General features: G+C 66.5%; 15 protein-coding genes. 6 read left to right on the forward strand and 9 right to left on the reverse strand.

Going from position 1 to position 21,857, the window contains the following annotated elements:
- The first annotated feature begins 24 nt into the window (after window positions 1–24).
- Both OHA40_RS06040 and OHA40_RS06045 read left to right on the forward strand, forming a co-directional pair.
- Complete coding sequence (locus tag OHA40_RS06040; RefSeq protein WP_330232075.1) at window positions 25–966, forward strand: alpha/beta fold hydrolase; 942 nt, start codon at window positions 25–27, stop codon at window positions 964–966.
- A gap of 95 nt (window positions 967–1,061) precedes the next feature.
- On the forward strand, window positions 1,062–2,495 hold the full coding sequence (locus OHA40_RS06045) for an ATP-binding protein (protein WP_330232076.1): 1,434 nt from the start codon (window positions 1,062–1,064) through the stop codon (window positions 2,493–2,495).
- Window positions 2,496–2,898: 403 nt separating this feature from the next.
- Here the strand turns inward: OHA40_RS06045 and OHA40_RS06050 are convergent, their stop codons facing one another.
- The 4 genes from OHA40_RS06050 to OHA40_RS06065 are packed head-to-tail and all read right to left on the reverse strand — an operon-like array spanning window position 2,899 to window position 11,009.
- On the reverse strand, window positions 2,899–6,930 hold the full coding sequence (locus tag OHA40_RS06050) for a TIGR02680 family protein (RefSeq protein ID WP_330232077.1): 4,032 nt from the start codon (window positions 6,928–6,930) through the stop codon (window positions 2,899–2,901).
- The gene (locus OHA40_RS06055) at window positions 6,927–8,180 is read right to left on the reverse strand and encodes a TIGR02678 family protein (RefSeq protein WP_330232078.1); all 1,254 of its coding nucleotides are present in this window, start codon (window positions 8,178–8,180) and stop codon (window positions 6,927–6,929) included. The genes OHA40_RS06050 and OHA40_RS06055 overlap by 4 nt, the downstream gene beginning before the upstream one ends.
- A 25-nt stretch (window positions 8,181–8,205) precedes the next feature.
- Entirely contained in the window at window positions 8,206–9,738 is a 1,533-nt protein-coding gene (locus OHA40_RS06060; protein ID WP_330232079.1) for a TIGR02677 family protein, read from the reverse strand.
- Between the two features lie 56 nt (window positions 9,739–9,794).
- On the reverse strand, window positions 9,795–11,009 hold the full coding sequence (locus tag OHA40_RS06065; protein ID WP_330232080.1) for a TIGR02679 family protein: 1,215 nt from the start codon (window positions 11,007–11,009) through the stop codon (window positions 9,795–9,797).
- Window positions 11,010–12,006: 997 nt separating this feature from the next.
- Between OHA40_RS06065 and OHA40_RS06070 the strand changes: the two genes are divergently transcribed.
- The 4 genes from OHA40_RS06070 to OHA40_RS06085 all read left to right on the forward strand — a co-directional run bounded on the left by OHA40_RS06070 (window position 12,007) and on the right by OHA40_RS06085 (window position 15,653).
- Window positions 12,007–12,570 (forward strand): transglycosylase SLT domain-containing protein, encoded by a 564-nt coding sequence (locus OHA40_RS06070; protein WP_330232081.1) that lies wholly within the window; start codon window positions 12,007–12,009, stop codon window positions 12,568–12,570.
- A 263-nt stretch (window positions 12,571–12,833) separates the two neighbouring features.
- Window positions 12,834–13,568 carry a DUF5666 domain-containing protein gene (locus tag OHA40_RS06075; RefSeq protein WP_330232082.1) on the forward strand — a complete coding sequence of 245 codons (735 nt, stop codon included), beginning with the start codon at window positions 12,834–12,836 and terminating at the stop codon, window positions 13,566–13,568.
- Between the two features lie 373 nt (window positions 13,569–13,941).
- Window positions 13,942–15,021 (forward strand): saccharopine dehydrogenase, encoded by a 1,080-nt coding sequence (locus tag OHA40_RS06080; protein ID WP_330232083.1) that lies wholly within the window; start codon window positions 13,942–13,944, stop codon window positions 15,019–15,021.
- Window positions 15,018–15,653, forward strand: coding sequence for a TetR/AcrR family transcriptional regulator (locus tag OHA40_RS06085; RefSeq protein ID WP_330232084.1), 636 nt, complete (start codon window positions 15,018–15,020; stop codon window positions 15,651–15,653). Before OHA40_RS06080 ends, OHA40_RS06085 begins: the two co-directional genes overlap by 4 nt.
- Before the next feature lie 496 nt (window positions 15,654–16,149).
- On the opposite strand, the gene ggh is transcribed toward OHA40_RS06085, so the two are convergent.
- From ggh to OHA40_RS06110, 5 genes are all read right to left on the reverse strand, one after another.
- Window positions 16,150–17,511, reverse strand: a complete 1,362-nt coding sequence (ggh, locus tag OHA40_RS06090) for a glucosylglycerate hydrolase (protein WP_330232085.1) — start codon at window positions 17,509–17,511, stop codon at window positions 16,150–16,152.
- The gene (locus tag OHA40_RS06095) at window positions 17,508–18,596 is read right to left on the reverse strand and encodes an ABC transporter ATP-binding protein (protein WP_330232086.1); all 1,089 of its coding nucleotides are present in this window, start codon (window positions 18,594–18,596) and stop codon (window positions 17,508–17,510) included. Before OHA40_RS06095 ends, ggh begins: the two co-directional genes overlap by 4 nt.
- 13 nt (window positions 18,597–18,609) lie before the next feature.
- Window positions 18,610–19,479: a carbohydrate ABC transporter permease gene (locus tag OHA40_RS06100; RefSeq protein WP_330232087.1), complete on the reverse strand. Its 870-nt coding sequence runs from the start codon at window positions 19,477–19,479 to the stop codon at window positions 18,610–18,612.
- A 138-nt stretch (window positions 19,480–19,617) separates the two neighbouring features.
- The gene (locus OHA40_RS06105) at window positions 19,618–20,463 is read right to left on the reverse strand and encodes a carbohydrate ABC transporter permease (RefSeq protein ID WP_330232088.1); all 846 of its coding nucleotides are present in this window, start codon (window positions 20,461–20,463) and stop codon (window positions 19,618–19,620) included.
- Between the two features lie 2 nt (window positions 20,464–20,465).
- Window positions 20,466–21,776, reverse strand: a complete 1,311-nt coding sequence (locus OHA40_RS06110; RefSeq protein WP_330232089.1) for an ABC transporter substrate-binding protein — start codon at window positions 21,774–21,776, stop codon at window positions 20,466–20,468.
- Window positions 21,777–21,857 lie beyond the last annotated feature (81 nt).

The raw sequence follows: 21,857 nt of genomic DNA on the forward strand, positions 1-21,857 counted from the left end.
AACTAACCAACCACGGAGTGCACCATGAGGATCACCACCTGGGCCCGTCGGCTCGCCCTCGGACTCGCCGCCGTCATCAGCGCGCTGTTCGCAATCTCGCCGCCGGTGGCCTACGCCGAGAACCCACCGAGCTCGCATGACCGGCCGGCCTACCTCGACCGCATCGATTCCCGTTATGCCGACACCGATCTGGCCCGGTTCCACTACACGGTGACCGGTCAGGGATCACCGGTCGTGCTCATCGCGGGTGGTGGGCTGTGGCAGTACTCGTGGCGCGACGTGATTCCCGCGCTGGCGCGGCAGCACACCGTCTATGCGGTCGATCTGCCCAGCCAGGGCTATACCGAACTGCGCCGCCCCGGCTTCGCGTTCGATCTGCCGGCAATGGCCGAGGCCATCGGCACCTTCTTCGACGCCGTCGGCCTGAATCACGCTGCGCTGGTGGGTCACTCGTGGGGTGGCGCGTGGAGCCTGTACTTCGCCGAGCAGCACGCCGAGCGAGTCGACCGGCTGATCCTGCTCGATTCGCCGGGCCTCGACGCCGAAAAGGCGCCCGTGACACCTCTGTTCCAGATGCCGATCCTCGGCGAGCTCGCCACGAAACTCACCACCCGCGACTTCTATGCCGACAGCATCCGCGGCACGTTCCACCACAAGGCGCTGGTCACCGACGAGATGATCGACGAATTGTGGCCGCCGTTCTCGCGCCCCGACAACCGCGACGGCTTCCTCGCACTCTGGCGCAACCTCGACTACCGCCTCACCGACGCCGAACTGGCCAAGGTGAGCGCCCCGGCCCTGGTGCTGTGGGGCGGCGCCGACGAATGGCTGCCTGCCACCCAGGCCGAACGCCTGGCCGCGCGAATCCCGAATGCCACCGCGGCGGTACTGCGCGGTTGCGGTCACACCGTGCACGAGGACTGCCCGACCGAGACCATTCCGCTGATCGAGAATTTCCTCGGCTGAACCGAGATCGAACGCATCCACCGCCCTTGGCAACCATCTACGACTGAACTAAGATTCAATCTTAGTAAGATTTTACTTTAGTTTAGGAGCCAGGCGTGGAGTTCACAGGAAGATCGGCCGACCTCGACCTGCTCACTCGTCAGCTGAACTCGGTGATCGCGGGCACCGCCACCACCCGTGGCCGTGCGGTCATCGTGACCGGTCGCCGACGGGTCGGGAAATCACGACTCGTCCAGGAATTCTGCGATCGGTCGAACCACGCCTACCTGGTCTTCCAGGCGACGCGCGGCCGCAATCCAGTCGCCGAGCGAGAGGAGTTCACCGCCACGGTCGCTCAATCCGCGTTCGGGGGCGCGGAACTGGTCAGCGGGTTGCAGGCCGGCGACTGGAATCAAGCTCTCCGGTCCCTTGCGATTGCCTTGCCAGATGACGCGCCCTGCATTGCGGTCATCGATGAAGTGCCGTGGCTGGTCGAACAGGATCCGGAGTTCGAAGGCGCTTTGCAGACGGTGTGGGATCGCCATCTGTCGGCCAAGCCGGTACTTCTCGTCCTGGTCGGCAGCCACATCTCGGTCATGGAGGCCCTCGGATCCCGCGACCGGCCGTTCTTCGGGCGCGCGACGAAAATGACCGTCGAACCACTGCACCTAGCTGATGTGCAGGCCATGACCGGCCTCAACGCCGCCGACAGCGTCGACGCGCTGTTGATCACCGGCGGGTTCCCCGAGATCGTCAGTTCGTGGCGTCCAGGAATGAGCCGAACCGACTTCCTGCGCGACGCGGCTGCGAACCCGCTGGCTCCATTGCTTGTGGCGGGTGAGCTGTCATTGCTCGGCGAGTTCCCGGAGGGAATGCGCTCGCGCGCGGTCCTAGAAGCCATCGGCAGCGGAGAACGAACCTTCAGCACCATCGCCGCACAAGCCGGTGGGGCGAACGCACTGCCAGCGGGCACCCTCAATCCGCTACTGAACATGTTGCAAGACAAGCGAATCGTCGCCAGCGACCTACCGCTGTCCACGAAACCGGACACCAAGAACAAGCGCTACCGAATCGCCGACTCCTATCTCCGGTTCTGGCTGGCCTTCCTGCAACGCGGCATTCCGCTCATCGAACGCGGCCGTGGCGATCTCGCGCTAGCACGGATCGAACGCTCATGGACCACTTGGCGTGGACGCGCCATCGAACCATTGGTCCGCGAATCCCTGATGCGCTTACTACCTGACGAGCGATGGCCTGATACCGAGGCGGTCGGCGGCTGGTGGAACCGGCAGAACAACCCCGAAATCGACCTGATCGGCGCCGACCGCGAACCTATCGCCAGGGCAGTACATTTCGTCGGTTCGATCAAGTGGCTCGAAGACCGGCCCTTCGACCGCCACGACTACGACAGCCTTGCCCGCTCGCTGCTCGCAGTGCCAGGTACCGATCACGACACCCGGCTCGTAGCCGTCTCCCGATCCGGCATTGCAGAGAAGTTGCCGCTGGCAATGCACTGGGGCCCGGACGAACTTGTCCGAGCATGGCAGTGATCAGCTACGCTGATCACTGCGCGCGCGATCATCGTGACCGGTCGACGGAAGGTCGGAGGGCACGGCTTGTCCTTGGACTAGACATCGCCACTTCCACAGCTGACCGCACGGCAGCGGTCGCAGATCCGGGTGAATGTTTGTCGATAGTGACCACAAGTTCCAGGTCCGGAGCCGATTCGCCAGCTCATCGGCGACATTCTGGGCTTGTTCAGCCGACGCTCGGTAGTCCAGCGTCAGCGGACCGGATTCGATGCGTAGGTGCCGAACACGCTGGCACCGGCAAACGAGGATCGTGTCGGATCACCGAGGCTCGCAGCACCCTGCTGATGAACGTCTCTCGATCCGACGATGCTCAGGCGCCGTAGGCTCTGGGACGGCACGCCTCCCCCACTCGCCGCCCGGCTCACGCCTCCACCAACTCGTGCCCATCCCAGGTGAACCGCGCCGTCGTCACCGCGTCATTCCCGTCGCCGCCCACGATTTGATGAATCCCGATCCCGCTCAGCTCCGCATACGTGCACCATTCGTGATCCGAGGTCAGCATCAGGTCCAGGTCCAACGCCGTCAGCAGTGCGAAGATCTGTCCCCGGTTCACGGTGTCCACCCCGACGAACACCTCATCCAGCAAGATCACGCGCGGGGCCTGTGGCGCGGCCTGATAATGCGCGGCGACGGCGGCGAACAGCGGGAGGTGCAGCGCGATGGCCTTCTCGCCGCCGGAGAGCGCGCCGTGCAGTTTCTTGGTCAGCTCCTGGAAGCCTTCCCCGTTGCCGCGGTCGATCTTGACCACGAAACGATGCCAGGCCGTGTAGTCGAAGACCTGGGCGAGTTGCTGTTCCCAGCTGGTGGCGGTGTCGTCGGCTTTCGCCTCCTCGATGCGGTCGCGCAGGAAGCGGTGCAGGGATTCGCGGTCGGCCTCGCTGAGGCGGACAGGGTCCTTGAGCAGGAGGTCGCGGGCGGCCTTGGTGCCCGGCGGGAGATCTTTGCCTACCTGCCAGACCAATTGGACGGCGACGTTGGAGGCGGTGCGCACGCGCTCCAGCCGGGCGTTCATGCTGTCGACGAGGTCGTTGGCCTGGCGGATGCGGGCGGCGAGGTGGCGGCGGGTGTCACCGGTCAGGGTTTGGTCGAACAACCGCCGTTCCTGTTCGGTGATCTCGTTCTTGCTCTGGTCGGCTTCGGCGACGAGGACCTGGAGGAGTTCGGCGCAGCCGACCCGGACTCCGTCGACGACCGCGGTGAAGACCTGGATGTCGTCGTCGGTTTCGAGATCGAGGTCGGCGCGGGCGCTGAGCGCCGTGCGGCATTCGTGCACAGCCTCGTTCAGGCGGCGCACCGCTTCGTTGAGGTTCGCCGGGGCGTACGGCACGGTGGGCCAGGCCGCGGCGACCAATCGCGCGGCATCGAGTGCGGCGCGAACACCATCCGAGGTGGCCAGTGTCTCCCGGAATTTCAGCAGATCAGGAAGTGCGCTGTCGTCTGGGAAGATTCCGACGGACAGATGCCGAAAGCGCAGCGCGACTGCGTCTCTCGCTGCGGACGCGGTCGCTCTGGCCTCGGCGTCGGCGGCCTTTTGCGCTGCGAGACGGCCTACCTCCGTGGCGAGGTCGGTGAGCGTGGCGCGGTCTTGTTCGAGGTTGCCGTTGAGCTCCTCGATTCGGATTCGGAGCTGTTCGATCTCGGTCAGTACTTCGCGATAGTCACGCCCGACCGACTCTTCGATGGCTTCGAGTTCGGTCTTCATCTGCTGGTACTCGGCGGCTGCCCTGATGGCGGCTCCGGCATGCTCCATGGCGTCGGCGGCTGAGGTCTGCGCGTGATCGGCGAGGAGGCTGGTGGTCGCGCGGGCCTGCCGCAAGTCGCCGTGAGCGTCGAGCCAGCCGTCGGCTTGACCGGCGAAATCGTCGATGGCTTCGTTCAGAGTCGCGAGGGCGGCGCGTTCGGTGGGAAGTCCACTTTCGGCGGCGAGCGAGGAAAGGCCGTGCAGGGCGCTTTTGACCCCGGCTTCCTTCGCCGAGACGGTCTCGAGGCAGTTGCGTACCTGGCGATCGGCCGCGGCAAGGTCCGATTCGGCTCGGGTGAGCTGGTTTTCGGCGGCGAGCAGCAGCTCGTGATCGGGACGGCTGTCGCGCTCGGACTCGATCAGGCCGCGATGGACGCTCAGCTGCCGCAGTCGGGCGTGCAGCTCGTCCAGCTGATGGTCGTACTCTGCTATCGCGTCTCCGATTTCGCGGATGCGACGCTGTCTGGCGCGTTCCCGGGTCGAGGCGCCGATGTAGGCGGGTTGATCCTTGTGCCAGCTGCCGTTGAGGTTGCCGATGCGCCAGCCGCCGTCGGCGCCGACGGCAGCCACCGACCCGGTGGGCAGTCGATCGCCGAAAGCGATAGTGGCCAGCAGGCCGCGCACCACGTCAGGGGTGACCTCGGCATCGGGAACCGCGACAAGAACATCCGCGAGCGAGCGACCAGCCACCGGCGCCACAGCGGTGTGGTCGGCGAATGCGTCGTGGCCTTCCACGTCGCCGCGTGAACCGATCCAGGCATCCAACAGTCCAGCGGATTCAAGGGCGGCCTCGATGCCCGCCGCGGCGCTATCGGGCACCTCCTCGGCGAAGTCGATCAGCCGCCACAGGGGTGCACCGGCCATCCGGCTCCGGTCGGTGGTGCGCCAAGGTGGGGTTGTCGGTGGGATGTCGTGTTCAGCTGTGAGGCTGTCTCGCTCAGCGGCAAGTTCGCCGCGTTTGCTTTCGGCATCGCCGATTTCTCGCTCACACCGGGTCTCTTGCCGCGCCAGATCTTCCAACGCGGCCGAGACCACCTTGTTGACCGTGTCGATCAGTGCCGATTGGCGGTCGGCCAGATCGGCGAGGTTGTCCGGGTTCTCGAACGACAGTGCGCGGCATCCGATGGCCCAGTCGCGCAGGCGATCACGCAGGGCATCGAGCTCGCGTGCGTGTTCCTCGGCGGCCCTGGTCCGCGCATCCCCGGCGGTCGCGAACTCGTCCCTGGCCGACTCCAACGCCTTCTCGGCGTCCGTACGCGAATCGACCGCTCGTTCGTGTCGCTCCAGCGCGCGACTCATATCGCCGATGCGATCGCGTCTGCCCCGCACCGCCGCGCGCAGCAAAGCTCGGGACCGAGGGGATTGCGGATCGGCGGCCAGCTCGTCGTACACGCTGACGAGCCCGGCGCGGTGCGCGGCTTGGCGGGCTTCGATGCCGCTTCGCTCCGCGATCCTCGCGAGCCGTTCTTCGGACTCGACGGCGGCGGCGTGATCTTCCGCGGCAGTCGTCGCGGCAGACTGCTTCCGCTGCGATTCTGCCTCGGCGCGCTCTGCCCGCTCCCCGGCGCTTCGGGTTGCTTCGCGCTTGTCGACGAGTTTCAAGCCCTCTTTATAGGCATCGGATTTTCTCAGCCCTTCCCGCCTGGCCCCGGCCTGCGACAGATCGAGTTTTCTCGCGCTTATGCGTTGCTGGGTCTCGCCTTTACGCTGCTCGGTGCGCTCGTACTCGTCGGCGGACTTCTTGGCCGCGGCGGAGATTCTCTCCAGCTCTGTGGTCGCCGAGATGAGCGCGGCGGCCCCGGCACGCAGCACCCGCTGCGCATAGGTGCGCTGATGACGTGCCAGCGTGCGAGTGGCCGCGACCTCGGCATCCAAGCGCGCCAGCCGTTCCCGCTGCGCGTCGAGACGCTCGAAGCCCTCGGCGAGGTCGGCGATCTCGTCGTGGCTCAGCGGCGGCAGCGCGCGCGACAGCAGTGTCGACAACAGGGCCGGGTCGAGTCGCTGGGACAGTTTCGGCGTCCGCAACTGAAGCAAAGCGGTGATCAACGCGTCGTATCGCTGTTCGTTCAGCGTCGGGAACAGCATCGAACGCACTCTCACGCGGTAGTCGGCCGCGCTGTCGTGCACCTTTCCTCCGGCGCTGAGCCGCTCGTCCAGCGCCGCACGGGTCAGCGGGCGGCCGGATTCGGTCAGCGCCAGCTCGCGCTCGGAATGCGCTGTGCCGATCCGTAACTCGGTGGTGAAGTAATCCGCGTGCACCGACGTCGTCCGGCTGGTGGCCTGTAGCCGCGCACCACAGGTGAACCACTTTTCCGTCTCCCCGGGAAGCCGAAATTCGAGCCAGACGTATCCGACCCGGGTGGCACCGGACGCGCCCTCGCCCATGAGATTCCAATACATGGTTCGTTCACCGGTGCCGAAGGTGGACAACCGATTGGCCCGCAGATTCGCGTCGAACAGGAAGGGCAGCAGCAGTTCCAGCGCCTTGGACTTGCCGCTCCCGTTCGGGCCGCGCAGCAGCAGACGTCCGTCGTGGAATTCGAAAACCTCGTCGTAGTAGCGCCAGACGTTGAGAATTCCCGCGCGGGTCGGCACCCACCGGCTGCTCTCCTGCGCACCGGGCAGCGGTTGCGGCAACTGGGTCACGGTCATGACGGTTCCTCGGTGGAGTCGGCTGTGCGGATCTCGCTGACGCGGTATCGGGATGCGGCGGGCAGCGGGGTCACCAGTCCCGACGCCGAGAGGCGGACCAGCCCGAACGACCTCAGCACGGCGAGAGCGTCGGAAACGAGTTGGCGCGCGCCGTCATCACCTCGATAGGTGCGAGCCCAGCGCGGAAACCGGTCCAGTATTCCGGCGGCGCTGCGCTGCAACTGTTCGGCGGTGGTCGGGCCAGGCATGGCGTCGAGAAGCAGCAGGGCTGCCACCTTGGCGGTGCCGGCGTCATCGGGAAACCGGCTGTCGGTGGCGATGCCGTCGGGGTCGACCAGCAACAGTCCTTCGGCCCGCTCTTCGAGAACGAAACCGCCCTGTTCGGCGGCGCGACGGAGTAGCTGCCTGCCGGTGGGCGAAGCGAGGTAGGCCCGCTCGTCCTCGGTGAGTTCGTCGAAGTACACCACCGGATCGTCCACCAGGCGGCGAAATACACTGTGCCGCAACCACAGATTGCGCTGAACGTCGGAAACACCTGTGCGGTCGGCATGCCTGCCCGACGCAGCCGCCAGACCGTAGCGGCGTTCCCTGGTGAGTTCCACGAGTACATCGTCGAACCGCAACGGCACCTCCGCGGTGGGCAGTCCCAGTTGCGAGGGGCCGGTCGGGAGTGCCAGCAACCGCAACAGCAGCGTGGTGTCGACTCGGAACAGCACCTTCGCGGTATCCGACTCCACGTACGAATCGGCGGCTCCGTCGATTGCCTCGAGCACACCGAACGCCTCCAGCAACCGCAACGCGTCCACGAAAGCCATGCGCTCCGCGCGGTTGGCCGTATCGAAGCTCGCCACCACAGGGTCCTCCGCGGTGGCGACACGCACCCGCCCTGCGAGCAGACCGATCGTCGTCACCGGAGCGGCGAACAGTTCCGCCGCCACAACACACAGCAGGACGTACCGTCTGCGATCGAATTCGGCTCTGCCCGAACGCAGTCGGCGCGCCGGTCGGGTCGGGTCGATGGCCGCGCGCACTTTGACCAGACGGGCGTAGCCGAGGCGTGGCTCGACGATCAGGGCCCAACCGCAGTGGTAGTCGAACCACTTCGCGATCGGATCGCGCCGCCGCCGGATCACGTCGAACACCTCCGGTGTGGCACGTTCGGTGATCAGCGGATCGGCCAGCAGGTGCCGCACGCCGCGCGCGATCTCCTCACGCTCGGCGATCACCAGTTGGTTGGCGAGCTCGCTCACAGCTTCCTCCCGTGATTCGCCGCGATCACGCGGATGCTCCTCGTCGCCGCGCACCGCGACCGAGCGCGGTGACCTCCACGATGTAGTCGGGTCCGCGGAATACGCCACGCGGCGTCTTCAGTTCGGCGGTTCCGCCGTCCGGCGGGGTGCGCAGAACGATCTCCACACGACCATCCGTGGTACTGCCCCGCCGGATTCCGTTCGCTTCCGGCGCGCTGCCCAGCGCTCGGCCGAGCAACTCGAGCAGCCGTTCGAACACTCCGTGATCCAGTTCGCCGAACCCCGAAAGGCGCACGGTTCCACCGGTATCCAGCATGTCCCACGCCGCCTGTAGTTCGGCCCGTTCGGCCGCGGCCCTTGCGGCCCTGGCGGCTTTGATCGCCGCGACATCCGGAATCGCGCCGGTCCTGCCGAAGCGCTCGGTACGACCCGACGAACGCAGCAACGGCGAGACCTCGACCGCAGGCGCCTCGTGCCACGACGCGGTGTAGCTCACCAACTCCGGGTCGGGGTGCGCCAGATGCGGATGCCGCGCGGAGCTGAGCCCGAAGGCCGTTGACCACAGCCGGTGCAGGTCGTCCTGCTCCGGCAGCACCGAAAACCACCGCGCCAGTTCACGGAAGTCGGCCGCGGCGCTGCTCGACCGCCTGCGCGACTCGGTGATCCGGTCGAGTACCTGCAGCAGCGTGATGATGGCCTTCCGGCCGACTTGTCGTAGCTGGTCGATGCGCGGTGTGGTCCCGTCGGCGGGCAGGAACCAGGCTCGCAGACCGTCCCAGCGCGCTCTGCGGTGCTCCAGCCACGCGGAGCTCGGATCGGCGCCGCTCAGTTGCGGCAGCTCGGCTCCGAGCAGTGCGCGCTGATGCATGCGGGTGACGCCGTAGTTCTCGATCAACTGGATGCGGGAGGCGATGGCGTGCGTGCGGTATTCGATGTTGGTCAGAAACTCCTGGAGATACGCCACCGTGGCGGCTTTTACCTCGTGGAATACGGTGAGGTCGACGCCGTCGGCACGCAGCAGTCGCTGTAGTTCGCCGTTGAACTGTTTGGTGTTGCCGCGCAGCGCCTCCAAGTGGGACTCGAGCTCGCTCAACACCGTGAACACTCGGCGGTCCGGGCCGGAGTCGAGTTCGTGCGCCAGGTCGGCCAGCCGGTCGGAGATCGCGTCGAGTACGGCGGTCTGCAGGGCGCCGGTCGAGGCGAGGACCGTCATCGCGTGCACGACACCGGCGAATGCGGCCTCCCCCTGCTTGGTGAGCGAGTACTGGAGGTTGCGGCGTTCGTATTCGCTTGCGGTGCGGTAGTTTTCGGAGTGGTTCTGGATGACGTCGACCAGATTCCAGGTGTGCAGCTGGTCCAGCGCCGCGGTGAGGTCGTCGTCCTCGACGGCTTCCAACCATCCGACCGACCGCAGCCGCGCCCGAACCTCGTCGATGCCGAGCGCGGTCTCCAGACGTTCGTTCGCCTCACCGAACGCGTGCAGCACCGACACATAGAGACCGGCGCGATCGCCGCTGGTGAAGCGGAACATCTCGGGCGGAACACGAATCGGGTCCATAGCAATTCCCTCTGGCTGGCGACTCGACTGCCCACCATAGACCCAGGGGCCGACATTCACGGCCCGATGTCGGCGAGCAGAACGTCGACAACCCGCTCTTCGGGGACCGCCAGGCCGGTCCGGCGCAGGTGCTCGGACAGGTCGCCATCCCACGGCACCGGCGTCACCCTGCCGACGGCGGGTCCGTTCGCCCCAACCGCCGAGAGGTAATCCGCGCTGGTCATCCGCCACGGCATCGCCCCGAACCTGGCGACGATGTTGGCGGCGATCCGCAGGCCCTCACCGTCGAAGTCACCGTGGTAGCGAAGTTCGGCTCCCGCACGCGACAACCGATCCAGCAAATGCACGCAGGCGCTGCTCGGCCACCCGGCCGTGCACACCATCGGCGGGCAACGATCGCCGAAGCGCGCCAACGCCATCGCGAGGATGCTGGGGTTCTCGACCACCCACACTCGACCGGCTGCTTCGGCCATCCGTGGCTCGCATCGGATTTGCTGCAGCGTGACAACCCCGGCGAGCCCACGGCTTGCGCAGGTGCGCAAGATCTGGCCGACCACTCCGTCGGCACCTCTCGTCGGCAGACCAGCGACGAGCACGGTGGATGACAGTTCGTCGTCGGCCACCCCGGCACGCTCCCACAGAGCGCGCAACCGAATGGCATCGGTTGGCGGATCGCTGTCGTACAGCACCGCCAGCGCGCGGATAACCGTGGCCTGTAACCGCGTTCCGTCGTCGAGGGCGTGCGGGTCGCCGAGCACTCGCTCGGCGAACACCGGCAAAGGGACACCTGCTCCGGGTAGCTCGCCCAGGACGCGAAACGCTCGTTCCAGCTCGAATCTCGTGTATTCGACCGACCTCGTCATCAACCCCGCGCGCCGCGTCGAGGCCACCCACTCCTCCAGAGCAGGTTGAGCGCGCACGACGCCGTGGCCGGACAACCACGCCCACAATTGCTGTCGAGCAGCCAGCTGAGCAGCGCGCTCGGCTGATCTGTCGCCAATCGGCCCGATAAGGCGCTCGACGACCGTGTAGGCATCCGCCCCGGTGACCTCGAGCAGCACCGCATCGACCTCGGCCAAACTGACTGTCCGGTACTCGCCGGGCAGTCGAGACGCCCCGAAGAAATCGGCGAGGGCCGTCTGCTGGCCAGTATCCAGCGGCCCGACTTTGACTCGATTCACAGGCCGACCTGTCGCCAGACGCCGATGCAACGCCTGCCACAGCGGTGCCAAGTCCGCGGATAGACGCTCTATCGCCTGTTCGTCACTCATGGATCGTCAGGGTCCCTCCCGTACGCACCCTTCGGCCAGATCCAAGCGAACCTTGGCGGCACTCGTTGCCGCCGCCGACGACTGCCCGGTTGCGGTCACACCGTGCACGAGGACTGCCCGACCGAGACCATTCCGCTGATCGAGAATTTCCTCGGCTGAACCGACCATCGAACACATGCACCGCCCTCCGGCGGTCATCGCCTGAGCCCTTCGACCGCCACGACTACGAAACCCTAGCCAGCTCCGTGCTCGCAGTGCCCGGAACCGATCACGACACCGGTTCGTGGCTGTCTCCCGATCTTGCATCGCAGAAACCTTGCCGCTGGCAATGCACTGGGGCCCAGAAGAACTCGTCCGAGCATGGCAGTGATCGGCGACGCTGATCACTGTGCTCGAATAGACCAGGCGTCCGGTGCAACATCCGGCTACGAACGACGTCGGCGGACTATGCAGTCACCGACTCGCCCCGACAAGATCACGGGCGATTCATTATCGGCCGACTCGGGCGGATTCTTGCTTCGCATTCCGCGCTCGACCAACAGATTCATCGGACTCTTAGGTGATCAGATCGTGATAAAGCGCCCGCGTTAACAGATAATTCCAGAATGTGAGCTATCTCACGTTTCCTATCGTAACTGCTGTTCAGGCGCGTATTGAACGCCGGAAAGATGGACCTTGAAGATCGGCAATTTCTCTTATTAACTATCCGTTTGCTGTGTGTTCACCTGTCGTGACCAAGCTGAGATCAGGTCCGAAAGAGACTGAGAACCCAGACCGTGACTGGATTCTCCCCGGGTACGACAGCGGCACCCGAGGGGCACCGACCCCGAGTAGTTCCCGCATCGCGCCGCCAGGAATTCGAATCCCTGGCTTTCACAACGAAATCCGAAAACAGCACACGAGCCGATTCGGGCGGACTTTCCCACCGGACGCCCGCTGTCGATCCGCGCTGCCTGCTCGGGCCGGATCGCCGCATGATCAAGGAACCGATTTCGCAATGCCTGACTCACGCCCTTCTCCTTTCCGCCATCTGTCGCTTCGTAACGGCGCCGTCCTCGCGGCCGCCATCGGCATCATCGCCATCGGCTCCTCCGCCGGCGTGGCGGTGGCCGATGACGGCGTTCCGTCCGGTATCGCGCCGGTCGCCGGCGCCCCCGCCCTGCCCGGCCTGCCCCCACTGCCTCCGCTGCCCGGGCTGCCGCTGATGGGCATCCTGCCCCCACCGCCGCCGCCGGTCTACGAGAACAACCTCGACGGCTGGATCCGCCAGTCCCTCGACATTATGCGCGTCCACAACATCCCGGGCAGCTACGACAGCATCCATCGCAACGTGATGCGCGAATCGGGCGGAAACCCCCATGCCATCAACACGTGGGACTCCAACGCCGCCAAAGGCACCCCCTCCAAGGGCCTGCTCCAGGTGATCGACCCGACCTTCAACGCGTATCACGTCGACGGCACCCCCTTCGACATCTGGGACCCGGTCGCCAACATCACCGCTGCCTGCAACTACGCGGCTCACCGCTACGGTTCGATCGATAACGTCAACGGGCCCTATTAGGCTCGGCGTATCTCCGGCAGCGCCTCCTCGTCTCACCGACGGGAGGCGCTGTCGGCCAGCCGAAGTCGGCATCCTCGAGGCCCAACAACCGACGCCCTGGTCGAACTCGACGGTCGCGGCACCGCCATCGAAAACCCAACAGGCACTTGGCATTGCAACCAATTTGGCGAGCGACTCACCGACGAGCGCCCGTTGGCGCTGGTCACATCCGTACTCCCGCCAGTGACAACAAACCCACTCACGAGGCCACATACGCTTGCCTTATGCCCAGGTGGAGCACGCACGGCAGCGATAGTGGGGCCACCAGCTCAGCATGGAACGATACCGAAACGCTATCAGCGGCAACCATTTCCAGGTCGAGATCGAAATCGAACAGCGTTGCCCGTACCGATTCGCCGTCGGATGTCCACAGCGAAGCACCCGCCGCGTTCACAGCGCATCTTGCCCGGGTTGCGGCGACTGCGAAACTCGAATCACGTTACAGCGCAAGGTCGGCGGCGATCTCACCGCCGAAACGGCAAGAGCGAGAAGATTTCCCGCTTCACACGTACCGCTCCGGCACAGCCGCGCTCGTCGGGCTCTGTATCGGCATAGTGCTTTTGGTGGTCTCCGGTTGCCTGTTCGTCGATCGTCCCACCGAGCAGGCGACGCCGACCACTTGGCTCCGCGCCAGCACGCCGCCGAGCACCACGGCGCCCCCGACTACCGCGCCCGCGGCAAAGCCCACACACGTTCCACCTGCCGCCAGGCTGGGCATCGGGGTGGCCTTAGGGAAGGTCACCGCCAACGACGGTACGACGCTAGTGGTCAAGAATATCACCGGCAGAAGCGTCAAAGTCCGCAGCAACACCGCCACCAAGTTGCACGTCCTGTCGGCCGCCCGGGCTGCCGACATACGCGTCGGCACCGTCGTCGCCGTATACGGGCAGCAACAATCCGATCAGTCGATCATGGCCAATGTCATCACCGGCATCTGGATCGGCGCCTCCCCCAGGTGATTTCGCCCAGACTGCGAGAGCAAGCATCTCGGCTCTTACCAGCACAGCACTTGCGAGCGGCGGCGCCCAGGTGCGATGCATGGCAATACCAGCGCTCATTCCGCCCAATCAGCCGCCGAGGCGCCGGGTAGCGGGTCATTCGTCCATCCGGTAGTTCTACGCGGTGCACCGGACACTTGCGTCGCAGTCGTGCTCGAGCGGACGAATACCGCGAACATCCCCTCGCCACACCGAATCTGGGCGGCATCGGACGTCATGGCTGAACAGCGCGAGCCTCGACCCGCTGACCGGCCGAGGCGCCGGGCCGTCTCCGATCGACTGTGACGACGTGCCGCGTTGGACATTTTAGGTCGACTGACCTATATTACGGTTCGTGAACGATGACCTCCAGTTCGATGCGCAGGGCCCGGTTCTTCTGGTCGGCGGGTACGGGACGGTTGGCGCCGAGGTCGCGCGGATGGCGGCCGCATCGCTGCCGCTGCTGCTCACCGGCCGGTCCGTGGAACGCGGTCGGGATCTGGCGGCGGAGACCGGTGCGGCGCTGCGGGTGTGGGATCTGGCCGATCCGGCTCCCTTTCGAGCGGGTGTGCGTGCGGTCGCCGGGCTGGTCAACGACCCCGATGACCGGATCCTGCGGGCGGCGATCGCGGGCGGGGTGCCGTTCGTCGACGTCACCCGCTGGACCAGCCGTTTGCAACGCGCCGCGACCGTGGCCTCGATGCTCCGTCCGGCCGCACCTGTGCTGCTGTCCTCGGCGTGGATGGGTGGCGTCACCAGCCTCGTCGCGGCCCATCTCGCCGACGAGCTCGGCGGCGCGGACACCGTCGAGGTGGCGATCCGCTGGGACTTGCGGGACCGAGCCGGGGCCGACTCGGTGGAGTTCATGGACCGGCTGGGACTGGACTACGAGGTGGTCGAGGACGGGCAGCGGCGCACCGTGATGCCGCTCAGCGACGCTCGCCGAATCCGCATCGGCGACAGCGTCACCCGGGTCGCCCGCATCGACACGCCGGAACAGTTCACACTGCCCCTGACACTCGGCACCACCACCGCGGCAACCCGTATCGGATTCGATTCTGCCGCGTCCACTTCCGCGTTGCTCGCGGTCAAGCGAATCGGGTTCTTCCGCTGGGGGCGCGGCGACTGCTTCGCCGGTGCGCGGCGGACATTGCTGTATGCGCCCGGTGAGGGCGGCATCGCCAAGCTACGCATCGATGTCACCCACGGCGGAATCACCCGTACCGCGGTCGTGACCGACCCGGCCGGGCAAGCCCACCTCACGGCGGTCGGCGCACTGCAAGGAATATTCCGAGTGCTGGGCCTGGACGGCGCACCCGCGTCTCCCGGCGTCAGCTTCCCAGAGCAGACACCCGCGCCCGCCGAGGTTCCGACCATGCTGGCGAACCACGGTGTGCGGGTCGACACCGTAGCCGAGACCGGCAGGGCCGCATGACCCAGCCGCGCGGCGCCGCCCGGACCACCAAGGGAACCCAACGCCGAAGCGACCTGCTCGACATAGCCGAACGGATCCTCACCGAATCAGGTCACGGCGAACTGACCATGCGCGCCGTCGCCTCCGCCGCCGAGATACGGCTGGGCCATCTGCAGTACTACTTTCCGAACCGCGGCGATTTGGTCACCGCAGTACTGAACCGCTCCCTCGAACAGTCCTTGCAACGCCTCACCCCGCTGCTGACATCCAACCAACCCGCCGCCGATCTGATTCGAACGCTGCTGGCAGAGCAGGACGACCCACGACTCGTGCGCATCTACACCGAAGTGTGGGCACTCGCCGCTCGCGACGAGCCGACAGCCGATGCGGTGCGCGGCTTCTACCGGACCTACCAAGAGCAAGTCATGCACGTCATCCGGACACGGAATCCCGAAGTCCCCGAGGATGTCTGCCGCACGAACGCACGCCTGTTCACCATGCTCATCGAAGGCGCGGCACTGTTCCGCTCCGGCATCGCCGACCACGCCGACCCAGCTACGGACAAGGCACTGATCGCAACGGCCGCAGCCCTGCTGGCACCACAGACCGCGGCGACGCAGAGCCTTGATCCAAGCCAGCTCCGACCAATGTGACAGAACCGCATCCCGCGCCTCGATCTTCATACGGTGCTCGCAGCCGTCGACGCGTGCCGATGTCCGGTTCCCCTGGCCACCGCCATATAGTCCGATTGCGGGCATCGCCGAGCGCGGCCAGGACGCCGCAACTGCGCCGGGTTTCGCGGTCTTGACGAGTTCCGTCCTCGGTGTGGCGGTTCTCTTGTGCGTCCGCTCGACCGGGCTCCGTTCATCGGGGCCTTGACCGGCCCCGATCAGTTCCTTTGTTTGGTGATCGGTGCGATTTTTTGAGCGCTTCCCTGCTGATGTGGGCGATCGAGACGCCGTACTTGGTAGCCGGATCGGTGTTTCGGCCGGCGAGCTTCGACTCCGCACGTCCGAAAATGGAAGAAGTCGCGGTCGAGATGCGGATAGGCCGAATACGCGCCGAGACCTGAGTCTCAGCGGGCTCGGCACAGCCACCGCTTGCGGTGCCGAGAGCCGACCGGTCCCTGCGGCCAGCCGAGTAGCCGACTCACCACACTCCGCACAGCCAGTCCAGCACCACCGCGGCGGTCCACGACTGGTTCGTGCTGCCCAGCGGCTTGCCGGTGAACGGCTCGTAGTATTCGCCGAACGAGCCGTCCGACACCAGATGCACGCCCTGGGCGCGGAACTCGCTCGCGTGCCGCGGCCAGTCGCGTTGCTCGAACGCCCAGCCGAACAGCCATGTGATCACCGGCCACTGCGGACCACGCCAATAGCAGCGCGAGTCGAACTCCGGCGACGAGGGCGACACCGACGGCGGCACCGCGGCGAGCAGGTGCGGGTTGCCCGACCAGTCCTGGCCGTCCAGGGTGGACATGAGCCGCTTCTCGATGTCGGCGGGCAGGCCGCCGCACAGCAGCGGCGCGAACCCGGCGATGGTCTCGGTGCGCAGCCACCGGTCGTGCCGGATATCGCGATCGCGGGCCATACCGGTCTCGGGGTGCACACTGCCGGCGACCGCTTCCCGCGCCCGCGCCGCCCACGCGCGGAGTTCGCCGATGTGCCCGGAATCGGCGCCGAGGTCCTCGCCGAGCCCGGCGAGGGTTTCGCTGGCCACGGCGAACACCGCGGTGGTGAACACATCGCCCACCAGGAAGCTCGATGAGCGCACGACCTCGTCTGGGTGATAGTTCGCCCGCTTCATCTGCTCGATGAGCCACAGGTATCGGTCGTATTCTTCCGCGGTCGGCCGCTCGCTCGCGTCGTTCACCTGTAGCAGGTCCAGGCGCGTGTACGGCGGGAGGTCCGGGCCGGGGACGACGGCGGCGTAGGGCTCGTCCCAGCGCGGCGAGTTGTCCATACCGGACTCCCACCCGTGCACGATCGACACCAGGCCGCACGCGTCGCGCAGGCGGTGCCGGACGATCCAGCGATGCCAGCGATAGAGCGCGGGCCACGCGTGCTGCGCGAACCGCTCGGCCAGCTCCGCGTCGGCCTGCGAGGTCTTGCGCGCGATCTCGACGATTCTGCGCAGGGCGATCGCGTGCACCGGCGGCTGGCAGATCCCGGACGTGCGAACGCCGGACGGCGCCTGCGGCGCGCGGTCGGTGCCCCAGCGGTCCGGCCCTGGAAAGTAGTCGCTGTCGTCGGTGAACACGATGTGCGGGATCATCCCGTCGCTCCATTGCGCGGCCAGTAGCGTGCTCAGCTCCGTGACAGCGCGGCTCACGTCGAGGTAGGCCAGCCCGATCGAGATGAACGCGGCGTCCCAGCTCCACATGTGCGGATACAGCTTGGGCGCCGCGGTGACCAGCGTGCCGGTGTCGTTGTCCCGGAGGACCAGCGTGGCCCGGGCGACCAGGCGGGCGGGCTGGAAATGGATATCGCGGTCGCCCGCGGCGGTGATCACTCGACCTCCAACAGCAATCCGGTCTCCGGGTCGTACCAGCGGCATGCCTCGGGTGGCACACGCAGGGTCAACGTGCCGCCCTCCTCGGCCCGGAAGCCCGGCGGCGCTTGGACTTTCACCGTCTGCCCGCTGATGTCGGTGGTCAGCAGGGTTGACGAGCCGAGCGGTTCGAGCACTTGGAGCTCGCCACGCACGGTCGCGTCGGCAGGGCTGTTGTCCACGACGATGGCCTCCGGGCGGACACCGAGCCGGAGCGTTCCGCCCTCGAACGAAGACAGTGCGGAAGGCACGGCGAGCGACTGCCCACCCAGGTCGATGCGCGGCCCGTCGTCTCCCGCCGCGACCGCACCGCTGAGGAAGTTCATCGGGGGGCTGCCGAGGAAGCCGCCGACGAATTCCGTCGCGGGGTCGTCGTAGACCTCGGTGGGCGGGCCGCATTGGACAATCGCCCCGTCGCGCATCACGGCCACGCGGTTGCCCAGCGACAGCGCCTCGACCTGGTCGTGGGTGACATAAATCGTGGTGGTGCCGAGCTCCCCGACGAGTTTCTTCAACTCGGCCCGGAACGACAGCCGCAGCAGCGCATCCAGATTGGACAGCGGCTCGTCCATGAGCAGCACATCGGCGTCCATCACGATCGCCCGCGCCACCGCGACACGCTGGCGTTGCCCGCCGGACAACCGCGCCGGGTACCTGTCCAGGTACGGCGTCAGCTGCAACAGTTCCGCGGCCCAGGCGACTTTGCGGCGGATCTCGTCAGCGGGCACGCCGTGCACCCGAAGACCGAAGCCGATATTGTCGGCGACCTTCTTGTTGGGGAATACGGCGTAGGACTGGAACACCATCGACAGGTTGCGCCGTCGTGGCTCGAGATAGGTGACGTCCTTGCCGCCGATCACTATCTGCCCCGAGTCGGGCAGCTCCAATCCGGCGATCATGCGCAGCAAAGTCGTCTTGCCGCAGCCGGACGGCCCGAGCAGCACCATGAACTCGCCGTCGGAGATCTCGAGCGAGACCTCGTCGGTTGCGCGCGCCGTGCCGCCGGGATAGGTCTTCGCCAGATCCCGGACAACCACTTCAGCCATTAGCGAACCCCTGTCATCTGAGCGTCGTCCCCCACATGTTCACCAAGTAGCGCCGCATCACGAAGATGAACGCCAGTGCCGGGATGATCAATGCGAAACCGCCCGCGAAGCGGTACGCGGTCGACGCCTCGTCCAGCGCCGTGAGCACCTGCGCGGGCAGCGTGCGGTGCCCGAGTGTCACGATCGTCGCGCCGAGGATCTCGTTCCACGACAGGACGAACGTGAAGATCGACGACGCGGCGAGGCCGGGCAGCGCGAGCGGCACCACGATCTTGCGGGCGGCCTGCCAGCGGGTGCAGCCGAAGACCTGGGCGGCCTCCTCGAGATCGGCCGGCACCGCGACGAAGATGCTCGCGGTGATGAGCACGGTGGTCGGCAGTGCGAGCGTGGTGTGCACCAGCGTCACGGCGAATACGGTGTCGTAGACGTCGATCCGCAGGAACATCGTGGCGAGCGGCACCGAAAGCACCACGATCGGCAGCGCTCGCACGAAGAGGATGAAGACTTGGTAGGTGTCTTTGCCTCGAAACGCGTGACGCGCCAACGCATATCCTGCGGGCGCGCCGACCACCAGTGACCAGAACACCGTGTAGAGGCCGACGAGCACCGAGTTGCCCAGGGCCGAAAAGGTTCCGGTGGCCCGGAAGAACGCGGCCAGTGTCTCGGTGGAGAAATCCCTCGGAATCAACGGCTTCGGAAACTCGTTGAGCGCCTCGCGCGAGGACACCGCGGCGAGTCCGATGAGGACGATCGGCAGCGCCATGAACACGGTCACGGCGAGGCAGGCCAGCTGAACCCACATCGTGCGCCAGCGGCGCCTGCGCAGTGGCGCACGGTCGATAGGTGGCAGCACGCGCCGGGGCGGTGCCTCGGTCTGGTTCATCGCGATCCCTATCTCCTGCGGGAGTTCCCGCACCCCGTCCGCTCGGTCAGCGCTGCGCGATCATGTCTCATCGAGCCTCCTGCGTCCTGCATGAGTTTCCGCATCCCGTCGGCTCGATCAGCGCTGCGCGGTCGTTTCTCATCGAGCCTCTTCCGGCTGCCGGACCGTCCGCAGGTAGAACACGGCGGTGGCGAGTGAGATCGCCAGCACGATCAGCGAGACAGCGCTGGCGACCGCGGGGTTCTGCAGGTTCGCATACCACTCGTAGGTCTCACCGACGAGCAGCGGAAAGTCCCGCCCGGTCAGTGCCTGCGCGACGGCGAACGCCTGCAGCGCGAGAATCGTCCGTAGGATCAGCGCGACCTGGAGACTCGGCCCGAGCAGCGGCAGCGTCACGTGCCGCAGCCGCTGCCAGAAGTTCGCGCCGAAAACCTGTGCGGCCTCGTCGTAGTCGCGCGGAATCATCTGCACGCCCGCCACCACGATCACGAACACCAGCGACGTCGCGCGCCAGATCTCGGCGATCACCACGGCGAGCAGCATCGTGCCGGTGTTCTGGTAGCTGAGCCACTGCACACCGTCATCCGAAAGACCGAGCCCGACCAGCAGGGAGTTCAAATAGCCGCGGTTGTCGAAAATGGACAGCCACACCAGGCCGGCGGCCAGTTCGGAGATCGCGAGCGGCAGACACCACAGGTAGAAGTGGCCGCCGGCGAATCGCGGCCGTGCCTGCATGAGCAGCGCCATGCCGACTGCGAGCACCAACTGGATCGGCACGACGATCACGATCAGCACGAGGGTATTGCGTAGTGCGCTGAAGATATACGGATCGTCGAACAATCGCTCCCAGTTGGCCAGCGTGAACCCGTCGTCACCACGGAATGCCTCGAGCCCGCCCTGCCCGAGTGGCCAGCCGAACAGCGCGAGCATGAGCACGATCGAGGGCAGCAGCAGAATCCACGGTGAGCGCAGTCGCGAGATCATGGCTATCCCACCCGGCAGAGGTCGGCGGCCGGGTCGGGAGCCCAGCACGGCACTTTCAGGTCGTCGAGGATGCCTTGGAGCACCCGTGCCTGCTGATCCAGGGTGGCTCGAATGTCGGCTCCGTCGAGCACGATCGAGCGGAAGCTGTCCTTGAACACCTTGCTCACCTCGCCTTCGCGCTGACCGAGGCCCACCGGCGGTAGCGAGAGAATGGCGCCCGGCGCTTCCTGCTGTCGGCGCACCGCGTCGGCCTCGAGTTGGACGGCCGGGGGCAGGTCACCCGGGATCGTCGTGTCGACGGACGGGAAAAAGCCATTGGAACGCAGCAGCCGGAGTTGTGTTTCCGGGCGGGTGAGCGTGCTGATCGTCCGCTGCGCGAGTTCCGGGTCCGAACTGCCCTTGGGGACCGCGAGTCCCGCGATCACGGCCATGTAGCCGAGGCCGTGTTCGCCGCGCGGCGCGGGAAGCATCCGCCAGTTCTGCGGATCGCGCTCGGGTGCGTCGACAATGCGCACGACGTGGTCCCACGCCATACGCACCTCGCCGCTGTCGAGGGGCTCCTGCATGAAGTCATAGTTCGTGCTCGACGGTGCGCAGTTGGCCCACAGCTCACGAAAGTATTGCCACGCCGTCACGGCCTCGTTCGATCGAAAGGTGGTGATCTGCCCGCCGGTGAACGAGGGCAGCAGGAACCCCTGTGTGAACCGGTGCAGCAGGCCCTTCGGGCCTGCGGGCAGGCCGAGCATAGGGCGGTTGCCGTTTGCGCGGCGCGCGGCAATGGCCCAGTCGAGGAACTTGTCATAGGACAGCGATGTGGCGTCGGCGCCGGACGGCAGGTGCTCGAGCGCGTCAGCATGTGCGGCAAGGACGTAACTCGCCGTGACCCACGGGATGTACCACGTGCGGTCGGTGCCCACCCTGGCGAGTTTCAGGTAGTCGGTCGACCAGCCTCGATCGCCAAGATCGGCGAGCAGACCGGTGAGGTCTTGCAGGTAGCCGTCGGCGAGCGGCGCGATGTCGCCGTGCAGACCGCCGAGCAGGCCGATCTGGGTCGAGCCCGCATCGACTTGGCTGCGCACCTGACTCGAGAACGGGCTCTCCTCGATGGTCACGTAGCCGACGCCGGGCGCGGTATCGGCGAGCAGTCCGCGGAACCGCTCGGCCTCGTCGGCGGGACGGAACTGGGTGGACAGGAAGATCATGCCACCGTTGCCGCTGGTGGGGAAGCCGGTGCAGGCCGCGGCGGAAAGGGCCGCCGCGCCGACGCCCGCTGCGCGCAAGAAGGATCTGCGCGTCACACCGGATACCAGCATGCATGGCTCCTGTTCGTGCACACCGCGTTTGGAACTTTTGTCAGTTTGGTTAACGTAAGTCCGTTGAGGGATATTGTCAAT

The organism is Nocardia sp. NBC_00508 (assembly GCF_036346875.1).
Classification (GTDB): domain Bacteria; phylum Actinomycetota; class Actinomycetes; order Mycobacteriales; family Mycobacteriaceae; genus Nocardia.

Bases quoted from the DNA above. Each gene is read 5' to 3' on its own strand.
- OHA40_RS06040 (WP_330232075.1), top strand. From the start codon at position 25: ATGAGGATCACCACCTGGGCCCGTCGGCTCGCCCTCGGACTCGCCGCC.
- OHA40_RS06050 (WP_330232077.1), bottom strand. From the start codon at position 6,930: ATGACCGTGACCCAGTTGCCGCAACCGCTGCCCGGTGCGCAGGAGAGC.
- OHA40_RS06060 (WP_330232079.1), bottom strand. From the start codon at position 9,738: ATGGACCCGATTCGTGTTCCGCCCGAGATGTTCCGCTTCACCAGCGGC.
- OHA40_RS06065 (WP_330232080.1), bottom strand. From the start codon at position 11,009: ATGAGTGACGAACAGGCGATAGAGCGTCTATCCGCGGACTTGGCACCG.
- OHA40_RS06070 (WP_330232081.1), top strand. From the start codon at position 12,007: ATGCCTGACTCACGCCCTTCTCCTTTCCGCCATCTGTCGCTTCGTAAC.
- OHA40_RS06075 (WP_330232082.1), top strand. From the start codon at position 12,834: ATGCCCAGGTGGAGCACGCACGGCAGCGATAGTGGGGCCACCAGCTCA.
- OHA40_RS06085 (WP_330232084.1), top strand. From the start codon at position 15,018: ATGACCCAGCCGCGCGGCGCCGCCCGGACCACCAAGGGAACCCAACGC.
- OHA40_RS06095 (WP_330232086.1), bottom strand. From the start codon at position 18,596: ATGGCTGAAGTGGTTGTCCGGGATCTGGCGAAGACCTATCCCGGCGGC.
- OHA40_RS06100 (WP_330232087.1), bottom strand. From the start codon at position 19,479: ATGAACCAGACCGAGGCACCGCCCCGGCGCGTGCTGCCACCTATCGAC.
- OHA40_RS06105 (WP_330232088.1), bottom strand. From the start codon at position 20,463: ATGATCTCGCGACTGCGCTCACCGTGGATTCTGCTGCTGCCCTCGATC.
- OHA40_RS06110 (WP_330232089.1), bottom strand. From the start codon at position 21,776: ATGCTGGTATCCGGTGTGACGCGCAGATCCTTCTTGCGCGCAGCGGGC.